The sequence below is a fragment of the Microlunatus phosphovorus NM-1 genome (assembly GCF_000270245.1).
Taxonomy (GTDB): Bacteria; Actinomycetota; Actinomycetes; order Propionibacteriales; family Propionibacteriaceae; genus Microlunatus; species Microlunatus phosphovorus.
Window position 1 is genome coordinate 5,612,895 of the sequence record NC_015635.1, and the last position, 12,709, is coordinate 5,625,603.

The window sequence follows — 12,709 nt, forward strand, 5'->3', positions numbered from 1 at the left end:
GGTCGAAATCTCATACCGCTTTAATAGAACGTTAGCTCGAATAGGCGTACACTCGGGTCATGTCCGGGATGACTGCACTGCAAGGATCGCTGTTCGAGCTCGACACTGAACCCGGCCTGGGGCCGCTGTCGGACCTGGTGGTCCGGCACGAGTTGGGCCGCGGCGCCTGGGTCGATCTGCTGCCGGGCTGGCTCGGCTGCGCCGATGAGGTGTACGACCGGCTGCTCGGCATCGATTGGCAGGCCGAGCGCCGTCAGATGTACGAACGGATGGTCGATGTGCCACGGCTGCTTCGCTTCTACGGCGAAGAGGAACGCCTCCCCCATCCCACCCTGGACCTCGCCCGCCGAGCCTTGAACGAGCACTATGCGGCCGAACTCGGCGAGCCGTTCATGACCGCCGGCCTGTGCCTCTATCGCAACGGCCGCGACTCGGTCGCCTGGCACGGCGACACCATCGGGCGCGGCAGGAGTGAGGACACCATGGTGGCCATCGTGTCGCTGGGCTCGGCGCGCGAGTTCTTGCTGCGGCCGCGCGGCGGCGGAGCCACGATCCGGCATCGACTCGGGCACGGCGACCTGATCGTGATGGGCGGCTCCTGCCAGCGCACCTGGGAGCACGCAGTGCCTAAGACCGCCCGGCCGGTCGGCCCTCGGGTCAGCGTGCAGTTCCGACCCCGCGGAGTCCGTTAGTCGCCGAGCGCGGCGAGCACGTTCTCGACCGCGATCCCCATATAGGCCAGATCGGTCGTGGTGCTGTAGAATGCGGCATGCGGCGTCACGATGGCGCGCGGGTGACTGAGCAGCGGCTCGTTCGCCGACGGCGGCTCGGGATCGAAGACGTCCAGGAAAGCGCCGCGCAGCGTGCCGGCATCCAAGGCCAGCAGGACGGCGGCGGAGTCGACGAGCTCGCCACGGGCGACATTCACCAGGTATGCATCCGGAGGGAGCAACGCCAGCGTGCGCTCGTTCACCGCGTGATGGTTCTCCGCGGTCGCGGGCGCATGCAGGCTCAGCACATTCGAAGTCCGGAAGAGGTCGTCGAGATCGTCGACCCGATCGACGCCCGCGGGCCAGTGCTCGGCGGGCAGATAGGGGTCGAAAGCCACCACCCGGGCGAACAGTGGCTGCGCCCGCTCGACCAGCTTGCGCGCGATCCGGCCGAGACCGTACACGCCGAGCGTGAGCTCACTGATCCGCGGCGGCGTCGGGATCTGGGTGAAGTCCCAGCCATTCCGTGCCGCATCCTGCGCGGCGGGGATCTCCCGCAGCAGCGTGAGCATCCCAGCCAGTGCGTGGGTGGCGACCTCTTCGCTCGCCGGGCTGGGCAGCGGATGGACGGCGATGCCGGCGGTCCGGGCCGCATCCACGTCGATCTGGTCGAGACCGGTCGTCGTGGTCGCGATCACCCGAAGCGCCGGGGCGGAAGTGATGTCGGCCGCGGAGATCCGGACATAGCCCACGATCAGAGCCTCGGCCGCAGCAATCTCCGTGGCGATCTCGGCAGAGCTCGCGGCCTCGAAGACCGCGACCTCGTGGCCGGCCGCCCGCAGCGCCTCGACCCCGTGCTCGGCGGTCAGGCCGCCGGTGTCGGTGATGATGATTCGTGCCATCAGTAGCTTCCAATCCTTACGCGAAGAGTCCGAGCGGCACGTGGACCAGGGTGACGCCGCCGGTGGCGAGCGCGTCGGCGAGCACCCGCTCGAGATCATCGGCTGCCGTCACCGCGAACCCGGTGCCGCCGAACGCCTCGGCGAGCGCCGGCCAGTTCGGCTGCGCGAGCACGACGCCGACCGGCGGGATGCCACGGTCCGCCTCGTTCTGCTTGATCTCGCCGTACCCGCCGTTGTCGACACAGACCACGGTGAGGTCCAGGCCTTGCTCGACCGCGGTCTGCAACTCCTGGATGGAGAACATCAGCGCGCCGTCGCCGATCACGCCCACGACCGGGCGCTCCGGGCTGGCGATCTTGGCGCCGATCATCGCCGGCAGACCGAAGCCGAGAGTCGCGTACGCCGCCATGTAGAGGAACGCCCCCGGCTCCTCGCTGCGTACCCGGCTCGACATCCCGTAGTAGGCGATCTGGGAGGAGTCGCCGGCGACGATCGCATCGGCGGGCAGGACGCGCGCGATCCGGGCCGCGACACGATCCTCCAGCGGCGCGAACGCCGCCGACTCGAGGGCTACGGACTCACGTACGGCGTCGAGGTCGAGCCACGGGGCCGCCGTCGGCTGGGCACTGTCGCTTACCCCGAGTGCGTCGGTGAGCTGCCCCAGCACGGCGGCGGAGTCACCGATCAGCGCGACGTCGGACGGCAGATTCTTGTCCCGCTGTGAGGCAAGGATGTCGACCCGGATGACCTTGCCCGCGGGCTCGACCTTGCCGCCCCACAGCTCGGCCTCGCCGATCTTGGTGCCGACGGCGAGCAGCACGTCAGAGGAGTTGAGTGCCAAGCGCCCGGCCTCCAGCCGCAGCTCGGCGCCCACCGCGAGCGGGTGCGACTCAGGCAGCACCCCCTTGCCGTTGAGACTGGTGACCACCGGAGCGCCGAGGTGCTCGGCCAGCCGCCGGAGTTCTTCCGCTCCATTGATCGCCCCGCCGCCGGCCAGGATGGCGGGGCGCTCGGCCTTCGCGAGCAGGTCGGCGGCGGCGGCCACCGTCGCCGGATCGGCCGCGGCAGGCGCGGGTGCTGGGCGCGGGCTGAGGCTGTCCGGGGTGACACCGGAGGCGGCGGCCTCGAGAACGTCCAGCGGGATCTCGATATAGACGGGCCGGGGGCGACCGGTCCGGAACAGCGCGAACGCATCGTGCACGGCGTCGATCGCGTCTTGCGCGGTCTCGGCCCGGCGGGCCCACTCGACGATCGCGTCGGCGGCGGCGACCTGGTTCTTCGTCTCGTGCAGGGCACCGATGTCGGCGAACTCCGCGCCGAGTGGCACACCCGGCGCCAGGATGATCATCGGCTTGGACTCCGCGTACGCGGTGCCGGCCGCCGAGAGGGCGTTCAGCAGGCCAGGTCCCGAGGTCGTGATGACCACGCCGGGCTGCCCGGTGCGCTGCGCCAGGCCGAAGGCCGCATAGCCCGCGCCCTGTTCGTGGCGAGCCGTCACGGCGTGCAGCCCGAGCCGCTCCACGTGCCGATAGAACTCGAGGTTGTGGGTGCCCGGAATGCCGAACACCGTGTCGATGCCGTAGTCGCGCAACAGCCGCAGGACGGCGAGACCGACATTGTCCGGTTCGATGCCTGCCGCGCGGGCGGCGGCGGCTTCGTCCACCGGAATCTCGTCAACCGGAATCGTGGTCATGATCATGCTCCCTTCACATACACGGGCTGGCCGCCGACCCAGGTTTGCGCGACGCCGATCCGGGCGATCTCGGAGAGCTCGGTGTGGTACGGATCCTGGGTGAGCACCGCGAAGTCGGCACGCTTGCCGACCTCGAGCGAGCCCAGGTCGTCCTCCCGACCGAGCGCACGGGCCGCCGAGATCGTGTGACCGCGAACGGCCGTGTCGACCGAGACCGCGAGGTCGTCGGGGCCGAGCTGGTGACCGCGGCGGGTGATCCGCGTGGCGGCGGCCTGGATGGCCTCGAGCGGACGCGGATCGGCCACCGGCGCGTCAGAAGAGATCGTCACCGGCACACCGGCTCGCTCGAATTCGCCGAGCGGGTTGAACCGCTCGCCGGGCGTACCGATGGCCTGCTCGACGCCCTCGCCCCAGTTGTAGTGGTGCTGCGGCTGGTTGACCGGATAGATGCCGGCCTTGGCCATCCGCTCGATCTGCGCCGGGGTCGGCAGCCCGCAGTGCTCGATCCGGTGCCGGGCGTCGGCGTCCGGGCGCTCGCCCTGTGCGGCCTCGATGGCGCTGATGACCATCTCCAGCGCGGTCGGCGACTGCGAGTGCGTCGCCGTCTGCAGGCCGACCCGATGCGCCTTCTTGATCAGCTCGGTGTAGTCGACGGGGTCGTGGTAGAGCTGGCCCGTCCGGCACGGGTCGCCGACGTACCCGTCGGGGAAGTAGGCAGTCCAGCCGCCGAGCGTGCCGTCCGAATAGAACTTGATGCCGGCGAAGCTCAGGTGCTCGTTGCCGAACTGGCCGTGCAGGCCCATCTCGATCGCCTCGTCGAGCAGGTGCGAGAGCAGATACATGCAGACCCGGACGTCGAGCTCGCCCGCCTCGGCGAGGCGCAGGTAGACGTCGAACTCTCGTCTGCTGACCTGCGCATCGCCGATGGTGGTGACACCGCCTTGCAGGAAGTTCTCTTGTGCAGCGGCCAACTGGCGGCGGTGCTCGTCGAGATCGTCGGCAAGGTGGAAGTTCGGACCGTGGTGGCCGATCTTGACACCCTCGAGACCCGTCAGCACGTTGCAGGCTGCGTCCGAGAGCTCGCCGGTGAGCTCACCGTCGGCATCGCGGAAGAACTCCCCGCCCTGCGGGTTGGGGGTGTCCTTGGTGACGCCGTGCAGCGCGAAGGTGTAGCTGTTGACGACCCCGCCGTGACCGGACGCGTTCATCAGGTAGACCTCGCGGTCGGTGGCTACCTCGTCCAGCTCATGGCGGGTCGGATGACGCTGCTCGACGAGGTTGCGTTGCTCGTAGCCGTAACCGCGGACCGGCCGCCCCGCGGGGATCCGCGCGGCGGCCTCGCGCAGCAGCGCGACGATCTCGGGGATGGAGCCGGCCTTGTCGGGGCCGCAGTCGACCCAGGTCATCATCTGGCCGAGCATCAGCGGGTGCGCGTGGGCGTCGATGAAGCCCGGCACGATCGTCGCGTCGCCGAGATCGATCACCTCAGCGGGCAGCGCGCTGACGGCCGCGGCGGCATCCCGGCACTCGTCGATCGTGCCGATCCGGCGGATCCGGTCGCCGACGATCAGGAAGGCCTCCGGGATCGTGCCGTCCGCATCGAGCGTACGAATCGTGGTCGCGGTGACAATGAGCGGCGCCCGGTCGTCGGGCGCCTGCAGGAAAGCGAGCTTCCGCATGGATGATCCTTATCGAGCGTGGTGAGAATGATCGTGCTGGAGCCAGGCTTCGGCTCGAGCACGGGAGTCCTGGCGCTGCGGAGGCCGTGGTGGTGCGGGCCCCGGAGTGGCCTGTGCGCTGGACATCAGGATAGGAGAGGCCGAGCACACCCGTCAATGCAGATCAGTAGTCACTTACCTACCAGAACACTGATCTGACGTATTCAACTCACATTTCATGGCATGATCGATGCTCAGTGAGCCTCAATATCAACGATCTGATCGAAAGTCTACGCATGACTCCTGCCGCCCCTCCGAAGCGACGACTCGAGGGCGCCGATCTGCGGCTGGTCCGCACCCTCCACGCCGATCCTCGCGCGAGCATCTCAGCGCTCGCCAAGGCCGTCAACGAGTCGAGATCGCTGGTCTCCGTACGCCTCCGCCGGTTGCTCGCTTCCGGGGCGGTCCGAGTCGTCGGAGTGGTGAACCCCGGATTCATGGGACAGCCCCTCATCGCCCAGGTCGCGATCTCGACCCGAGGCTCGATCGCCGACGTAGCCCGGCTCGCGCTCAATCAGGACGAGATCGTCTTCGCCTCGGCGATCCTGGGCGAGCACGACTTCCTCGTCGAGGCACGCGTCGCGACTCGAGAAGACCTGTACGGTCTGGTGGCTCGCTTCCGTCGTGAGCCATCGGTCACCGATCTCTCGACGGTGGTCGACTCACGCATCATCCACGGCTCCTTCGCCCACGACACGTTCGAGCCGATCGAGATCGACGACATCGACCGCGCCTTGATCAGGCTCCTGCAAGATGACGGACGCGCGACGTACCAGGCACTCGCGACCGGCGTCGGTCTCTCCCCCTCGGCCGTCCGATCGCGGCTGCAGCGGCTGCTGGACTCCCGGCTGCTCAAGATCGGGGTGATCGAGGCCCGCGGACTGCAAGGAGCCAAGCTCTCCATGGGGGTGGGTCTCACCCTGGGAGCCGACGACGGCGCGGTCAGCAGGTTCCTGCGCGACGCCGACTTCGTCGAGTTCGCCACCGAGACGCTGGGCACCTACGACGCAGTCGCCACCATCGCCGCCGACGCCCCCGGCCAGCTCCTCGAGCACCTCGAGGTTCTCCGCCGACTGCCCGGAGTCAATCGCACGACATCGTGGATCCACCTGCGTACCGTCAAGGAGGACTACCGCCGGCGGATGATGTAGCCCGCTCGAAGAAGCACTGCGTCGAACAAGCACCGCGTCAGTGCACACTCATCAAAGGCGCGAAATCACGAGCCCGACCAGGTGCCTCGGCGTCGCCGCAGAGCACCAGCCAGTTGGCCAGCATCTGATAGCCACCCTCGGTCAGCACCGACTCTGGGTGGAACTGCACGGCCTCGACCGGCAGCGTCCGATGCCGGACGGCCATGATCACGCCGCTGGTCGTCGTCGCGGTCACCTCGAGCTCGGCCGGGAACGAGTCCGGCTCGATCGCCAGAGAGTGATAGCGGGTCGCGGTGAACGGGCTCGGCAACCCGGCCAGCACCCCGGCGCCCTCGTGATGCACCGCAGACGTCTTGCCGTGCAGCAGTTCAGGTGCCCGGTCGACGACCCCCCCGTACGCGACTCCGATCGACTGCAGTCCCAGGCAGACCCCGAAGATCGGCACCACGCCGGCCTTGCGGCGCACCACATCGATGCACACGCCGGCCTCCTCGGGCGTACCGGGACCGGGTGAAAGCAGGATGCCGTCGAAGCCGTCGGTGAAGGAGTCGTCGGCAAATCGGGGGTCGTCGTTGCGCCAGACCTCGACCTCGGCACCGATCTGCGCCAGGTACTGGACAAGGTTGTAGACGAACGAGTCGTAGTTGTCGACGACGAGGATCTTCGCGCGCGGCATGGGAACCATTCTCCCGTGCCACCCGACCGCCTGCGCCCACGTTTTGTTCAATGGTCCCCCTCTCAGGTGCACCATGAGACAAAACCGCGGGGTCGGCTCAGCGCGGGCTGTCGAATGCCGTCGCGTAGCGAAGGTCGACCGAGCCCTGGTAGCCCGGGAAAGTCGATCGAGCCGAAACCGTGACCTCGTAGCCGAGATGGAACGCATCGACGTACTGGCGGTAGATCTTGATGTACTCCGCGCTCTCAAGTGCCGCCTGCAGTTTCCGTGGGTCGCCGATCGCACTGATCCGGTACGGCGGCGCGTACGGCACGCCGTGCAGCACCACGGTGTTGCCGACGCATTTGATGCCCGTGGTGGCGATCACTCGCTGGCCCTGGATCGTCATCGCCTCCGCGCCGCCACGCCACAGCTCGTTGGCCACCGATTGGATGTCCTGCTGGTGCACCACCAACAGATCCTGGTCCACTCCGTCACCGGCGACCGATGCCGGCGCATCAGTGAGGGTGACCGTGACCGACGGCCCGGTGACGGGCGTCAAGCCCACCAGTGCGGACTTCTCCGCCAGTTCGCCGGCGAGGTCGCTGTCCGTGCTGCCCTCGGCCGCCGCCAGCTGGTCGACCTCGGCGCGCAGCCGGGTGACCTCCGCGGTCAACTGGGTGTTCCGGTGCGACTCCGACTGCACCAGGCTCACCAGATCGGTGTTCCGGCCGGGACGCAGATCGATCCCCCGAGCGTGAGTCGCACTGACGACCACCAGCAGCCCGGTGACCACCAGGACCGCGGCGGTGGCCAACCGGGCCGACCAGGTTCGCTGGCTCGCCCGGCGTCGCTGGGCCGACCTCGCCCGGAGCAGGACGCGCCGGACGCGCTGCCACACCCGGGTCAGTCCGCCCTCGGCCATCCGGTCCTCGTCTCACGCCATGTTGTTCCCGAGTGAACTACGCTAATTGGTCAACACCCAAGGAGTAGTCAGCGTGCCCGAGTCCAGAACCCGCAAATCCGCCGAGACCAAGAAGAAGCAGCAGGCGACGGCAGAGGCGAAACCGAAGAAGGTCAAGTCCCCCGGCGGTGGCCGCTGGGTCGCACCGACGTTCATCACCGTCGGCCTGCTCGGCGTGCTCTGGCTGATCGTCTTCTACGTCGGTGGACAGCACATCCCCTTCATGGCCGCACTCGGCAACTGGAACATCCTGATCGGCATGGGTGCCATGGCGGCCTCCTTCGGGATCGCGACCCTCTGGAAGTAGTGCCGACCGACGCGCTGGTGAGCCCTTGCTGTCCTGCAGGCCAACACCGGGCGACGCGCTAATGACATCAATGTAACTCGTCCACAATGGGGATAACTCCTGTGGATAACTCCTCGACCTGAGAACTGGATGCCTACCCGCACGAACCGGGCGCGTCGGTACGCCGCGCTGGACCGCGAGATCTTCGCCCTCGCGGTCCCCACCTTCGCCACCCTGGTGACTGAGCCGCTGCTGCTGATCGCCGACTCGGCCTTCATCGGGCACCTCGGCACCGACCAACTCGCCGGATTGGGGATCGCCTCGAACCTGATCGGCATCATGATCGGGCTGTGCATCTTCCTCGCCTACGGAACCACCAGCACGGTCGCCCGGCGCCTGGGCTCGGGTGATCGGCGGGCGGCGCTGGCCGGCGGGATCGACGGGCTCGCCCTCGCCGTGCTGATCGGCGTCGTCATCCTCATCGTGTTGCAGCTCCTGTTGCCCACGATCGTGGCCGCATACGGGCCGCCGGCCGCAGTCCGCGACGCCGCGCTGACCTATCTGCGGATCGCGATCTGCGGACTCCCGTCGATCCTGGTGCTGCTGGCCGGCACCGGTGTGCTCCGGGGGTTGCAGGACACCACCACCCCACTCAAGGTGGCCGTCGCAACGAACCTGGCGAACATCGCGCTCAACGGACTGCTGGTCTATGGCGTCGGTCTGGGCATCGCCGGCTCCGCGATCGGCACCCTGACCGCACAGACCGTCGCCGCGCTGGTCATCGCCGTCATCGTGATCCGGGGCGCCCGAACCGCCGGAGTGCCACTGGGCTTTCATCCGGCCGGGATCCTGGCCGCGGCCCGGACCGGCGTCTGGCTGATCGCGCGGACCGCGACGCTGCAGATCGCGATCACCATGACCACTGTGGTGGCCACCGCCGGCGGCGCAGTCATGTTGGCCGCCCATCAGGTGACCAGCTCGATCTGGACCCTGCTGGCCTTCGCGCTGGACGCGATCGCCATCGCCGGCCAAGCCATCATCGGCCGCCTGCTCGGTGCCGGCGACGTGGCGCTGGGCAGGGCGATGACCAACCGGATGATCGGCTGGGGCGTACTCTGCGGGATCGCCTTCGGGCTGATCACCGCCGTCGCCGGGCAGTTCGTCGCGGGTCTGTTCACCTCCGATCCCCAGGTACAGCAACTGGTGGCTCGGGTGCTGATCGTGGTCGCCCTGGTCACCCCGATCGCCGGCGTCGTGTACGTGCTGGACGGGGTGCTGATCGGCGCCGGCGACGGCCGCTATCTGGCGCTGGCGGGGGTGATCTCGCTGCTGGCATACACCCCGTTGGTGCTGACCGTCGGGTGGTCCCAGGCGGGCCTGATCTGGCTCTGGGTGGCGTACGGCGGCTTCATGCTCGCGCGGATGCTGACCCTGGTGCTCCGAGCCCGTGGCAACGCCTGGATCCGGACCGGCTCCGACCTGTCCGGCTCGTGAGCGGGAAGACGGCGTGCCCGGCGTGCGGAGGAGCGATGAGCGAAGACACGTCTTTCGTCTTCGTGAAGAGTGACGACGTAGCCGGTGAATGCGCGCCGTCGTCGCGAACGGGCCAATTGAATACGCCCATCGAATACCCTCGGCTCGTGACTCGACAGCAACCCGTGAAGGCCGTCCACAGCTGGGCGTTGTTTCGCGCACTCGGCTCGTTCGTCGCACCTGGTTCGATGCCGATGGGCGGGCTGCCGACCGGTGGCGGCGGCGGCATCGCCCTGCTCGATCTGCCGGCGGAGCTGGCCCGGCGAGGCTATGGGGCTTTTCAGCTGGCCCACTTCTATCTGCCCAGCACGGAAGCGTCCTATCTCGACGAACTGCGAGCCGCGATCACCGAGTCCGGGGTCGAGCTGGAGTGCTTCCTGGTCGATGACGGCGACCCGACCGACACAACCGGGAGCGCGCCGGGCGAGAGCTGGCTCAGTGGCTGGCTGGAGATCGCCACCATCCTCGGCGCCCCTCGCGCCCGGGTGCCGGCCGGCAAGTCCGAGCCGACCCCGTTGCGGCTGGATGCCAGCGCTGCCGTCCTGCGCCGGCTGGCTGACCGACATCGTGAGCTGCGTTTGGTGACCGAGAACTGGCTCGCGCTGCTGCCCGATGCCGATTCGGTGATCGCGCTACTGGAACGGACCGAGGACCGGGTGGGATTCCTGATCGACCTGGGCAACTGGCGTGGACCTGACAAGTACGACCAGCTTGCTCGCGTCGCGCACCTCGCCGAGACCTGCCAGGCGAAGGTGCGGGTGACCGACGCCGGTCTGGATGTCGAGGACTATCGCCGGTCGCTGACGGTGTTGGCCGACGCGGGCTATGGCGGTCCGTTGGCTATGGTCTACGACGGCCCGGACCCGGACGAGTGGAGCTACCTGGAGCAGGCGTACGCGATCATCACCGAGGTGTTCGCCGACTGACCTGCGTCAGGACCTCGCCCGCCGCTCCTGGCTGCGCCGTCCGATCGTGAACAGGGTGCGGACCAAGACCCCGAGCACGATCAGGTTCAGGATCATCTGGACGGTCACGACCAGCTTCATCGGATTGGTCGCGGCGGCGATATCCCCGAAACCGACGGTGGCGAAGACTGTGACGGTGAAGTAGAGCGCGGTGGAGCGGTCCAGGATCTGGGTGAACGCGGCCGGATCTGCCGCAGAGAGTGACACGTAGATCCGGGCGAACATCATCAGGTAGAAGCACACGCAGAGCGCCATCGCCTCCGCCGAGCGAAGCACCGGGTGCCTGGCGCGGAGGATCAACGGCACCTGAGCACCGACCAGCGCCCCGAACAGCAGCAGGTCGAGACCGAGCCAGGGCAGGTCCGAGCGCAAACCGCCCTCGTGAACGGGCATCTGGTAATAGATCACCAGCAGGATCGTGACTGACAGCAGCAGCCGGGCCAGCAGCCAGACCAGAGGTAGCACCTGTCCCGCCCGCAGTTGTCCCGCCCGCAGTTGGCCGGCCTCGGGCACGTCACTCACGTTCCAGACTCTTCCCCCTCCGAGCCGCTCACGGCCCAAGGCGCGCCGAATCTCCTGAGTCTCGTAGGTCGGTACGGAACGGCTGTGCTGGCTGGCGATGTCGGATTTGTCCAAGTCTGCAGCCTCCCGTGCGGATCAGAATGGGTCCATGACAGAGAGCACGGGCGTATCGCTGGGCATGGTGAACCTGGACTGCTCCGATCCACGCGCCGAGGCTGCCTTCTGGTCGGCGCTGCTGGACTGGGAGATTGTGATGGCCGAGGACGAGTATTCGCTGCTGAAGAGCCCGGAGTCGATGCTTCTCGCCTTCGGCAAGGTGCCCGACTACCAGCCGCCGGCCTGGCCCAACCCGCACGGCAGCAAGCAGTTCCACCTCGATCTGAAGGCCGTGGACATCGCAGCCGCCGAACGGCGCTGCATCGCGCTCGGTGCCAGCGTTCCGGAGCAGCAGCCGAGCGAGACGTGGCGGGTGCTGCTGGATCCCGCAGGTCATCCGTTCTGCCTGACCAACGCCGCCAACTGGGGCTGAGCGCGACCAGCACGGCCTGTGACGGCGAGCAGTGGCTGGCCGTCACCCGCTGGCGGGACGAGGACTCCTTCCAGGCCTGGCTGAGGACCTCGCCGGTCAGGCGACGTTGGAGAGCAGCGTCACGCAGTCGCGGCGCAGCCGGTCGAGCGCCTCGGGATCCCCTCGGAGGAACCGGATCAGCTCATTCTGGAACAGGCCGTCCACCAGCGCGTACGCGAACTCGGGCGCCACGGCAGGTGCCCGCCCCATCAACTCGGCATAGCGCAGGACGATCGTCCACACCATCTGCTGCAGCAGGTCGTCGATCCTGATGATCGTGTCGCGGAAACCATCCTCGAACAGCGACTGGTTGCGCAGGTCGTACCAGAGGCGATGCAGGGCTGCGTCGTCACGCAAGGTCGCCGCCATCGTGTCAGCGACGCGCGCCGTCAACTCCGCGCCCTCCGTCGACGTGGCGATGATGTCGTCGTATCGCCGTCGTGCGGCACCGTGACGAGGGCGGCATGCGACCTCACCGTCGTCCGACCGCTGTCCGTGGCCACAATGACCCCTGAAATGCGGCACCGGCCGGCCCCGAAGGGGCCAGCCGGTGCAATCATGCGCGTTGGCGTCGATGCGCCAGGCGTCAGCCCTGCGCGGTCACCGCGAGCGCGACGTGCGCGGTCACAGCATCGTGGAGCTTGACGCCCACGGTGTGCTTGCCGGTGGTCTTGATCGGCTTGACGATCTCGATGGATCGCTTGTCGACCAACGGGCCGCCGGACTTCTTGATCGCGGAGGCGACATCGGCCGGGGTCACCGCGCCGAAGAGCTTGCCGCTCTCACCTGCGCGGACGTCCAGCTGAATGGTCAGGCCCTCGATCTGGGCCCGGACCTCCTGAGCGTGATCCAGGTTGCGGATCTCCCGGGCGTCCCGGCTCCGCTTGATGCCCTCGATCTGCTTCTCGCCGCCCTTGGTCCACCGGATGGCATAGCCGCGCGGCACCAGGTAATTGCGGCCGTAGCCGTCCTTGACCTCGACAATGTCGCCGGCCAGGCCGAGGTTGTCGACAGCAGCGGTCAGAATGAGCTTCATGTCTGA

The 12,709-nt window shown here is 68.1% G+C and carries 14 protein-coding genes; 6 read left to right on the top strand and 8 right to left on the bottom strand.

All coding sequences use genetic code 11. From position 1 onward, the window contains the following. Positions 1-59: 59 nt before the first annotated feature. Positions 60-692 (top strand): alpha-ketoglutarate-dependent dioxygenase AlkB, encoded by a 633-nt coding sequence (locus MLP_RS25475; protein WP_013866113.1) that lies wholly within the window; start codon positions 60-62, stop codon positions 690-692. Here the strand turns inward: MLP_RS25475 and MLP_RS25480 are convergent. Genes MLP_RS25480 through MLP_RS25490 form a run of 3 tightly spaced genes read right to left on the bottom strand, consistent with a single transcriptional unit; the run spans position 689 to position 4,984 of the window. Then, the gene (locus tag MLP_RS25480) at positions 689-1,612 is read right to left on the bottom strand and encodes an NAD(P)-dependent oxidoreductase (RefSeq protein ID WP_013866114.1); all 924 of its coding nucleotides are present in this window, start codon (positions 1,610-1,612) and stop codon (positions 689-691) included. The two genes, MLP_RS25475 and MLP_RS25480, sit on opposite strands and share 4 nt — an antisense overlap. 16 nt (positions 1,613-1,628) lie before the next feature. Further along, positions 1,629-3,305, bottom strand: coding sequence for a thiamine pyrophosphate-binding protein (locus MLP_RS25485; RefSeq protein WP_041790638.1), 1,677 nt, complete (start codon positions 3,303-3,305; stop codon positions 1,629-1,631). Positions 3,306-3,307: 2 nt separating this feature from the next. Next, positions 3,308-4,984 carry an amidohydrolase gene (locus MLP_RS25490; protein ID WP_013866116.1) on the bottom strand — a complete coding sequence of 559 codons (1,677 nt, stop codon included), beginning with the start codon at positions 4,982-4,984 and terminating at the stop codon, positions 3,308-3,310. A 275-nt stretch (positions 4,985-5,259) separates the two neighbouring features. On the opposite strand from MLP_RS25490, the gene MLP_RS29310 reads away from it, so the two are divergent. Then, entirely contained in the window at positions 5,260-6,174 is a 915-nt protein-coding gene (locus MLP_RS29310; RefSeq protein WP_013866117.1) for an Lrp/AsnC family transcriptional regulator, read from the top strand. A 37-nt stretch (positions 6,175-6,211) separates the two neighbouring features. On the opposite strand, the gene MLP_RS25500 is transcribed toward MLP_RS29310, so the two are convergent. Beyond that, complete coding sequence (locus MLP_RS25500) at positions 6,212-6,850, bottom strand: aminodeoxychorismate/anthranilate synthase component II (protein WP_013866118.1); 639 nt, start codon at positions 6,848-6,850, stop codon at positions 6,212-6,214. A gap of 97 nt (positions 6,851-6,947) precedes the next feature. Next, complete coding sequence (locus tag MLP_RS25505) at positions 6,948-7,754, bottom strand: DUF881 domain-containing protein (protein ID WP_013866119.1); 807 nt, start codon at positions 7,752-7,754, stop codon at positions 6,948-6,950. 73 nt (positions 7,755-7,827) lie between these two features. Here MLP_RS25505 and MLP_RS25510 point away from each other — a divergent pair, with 73 nt between their 5' ends. The 3 genes from MLP_RS25510 (at position 7,828) to MLP_RS25520 (ending at position 10,538) form a co-directional block, all read left to right on the top strand. After that, entirely contained in the window at positions 7,828-8,100 is a 273-nt protein-coding gene (locus tag MLP_RS25510) for a cell division protein CrgA (protein ID WP_013866120.1), read from the top strand. Positions 8,101-8,229: 129 nt separating this feature from the next. Beyond that, positions 8,230-9,573: an MATE family efflux transporter gene (locus MLP_RS25515; RefSeq protein WP_013866121.1), complete on the top strand. Its 1,344-nt coding sequence runs from the start codon at positions 8,230-8,232 to the stop codon at positions 9,571-9,573. A 146-nt stretch (positions 9,574-9,719) separates the two neighbouring features. Further along, on the top strand, positions 9,720-10,538 hold the full coding sequence (locus tag MLP_RS25520; RefSeq protein ID WP_041790640.1) for a sugar phosphate isomerase/epimerase family protein: 819 nt from the start codon (positions 9,720-9,722) through the stop codon (positions 10,536-10,538). Between the two features lie 6 nt (positions 10,539-10,544). Here the strand turns inward: MLP_RS25520 and MLP_RS25525 are convergent, their stop codons facing one another. Then, entirely contained in the window at positions 10,545-11,099 is a 555-nt protein-coding gene (locus MLP_RS25525; protein ID WP_013866123.1) for a potassium channel family protein, read from the bottom strand. A 148-nt stretch (positions 11,100-11,247) separates the two neighbouring features. On the opposite strand from MLP_RS25525, the gene MLP_RS25530 reads away from it, so the two are divergent. Further along, complete coding sequence (locus MLP_RS25530; RefSeq protein WP_013866124.1) at positions 11,248-11,628, top strand: VOC family protein; 381 nt, start codon at positions 11,248-11,250, stop codon at positions 11,626-11,628. A gap of 96 nt (positions 11,629-11,724) precedes the next feature. On the opposite strand, the gene MLP_RS25535 is transcribed toward MLP_RS25530, so the two are convergent. Both MLP_RS25535 and rplI read right to left on the bottom strand, forming a co-directional pair. After that, entirely contained in the window at positions 11,725-12,060 is a 336-nt protein-coding gene (locus tag MLP_RS25535; protein WP_156821305.1) for a hypothetical protein, read from the bottom strand. 193 nt (positions 12,061-12,253) lie between these two features. Continuing rightward, complete coding sequence (rplI, locus tag MLP_RS25540) at positions 12,254-12,703, bottom strand: 50S ribosomal protein L9 (RefSeq protein WP_013866126.1); 450 nt, start codon at positions 12,701-12,703, stop codon at positions 12,254-12,256. Between the last annotated feature and the right edge of the window lie 6 nt (positions 12,704-12,709).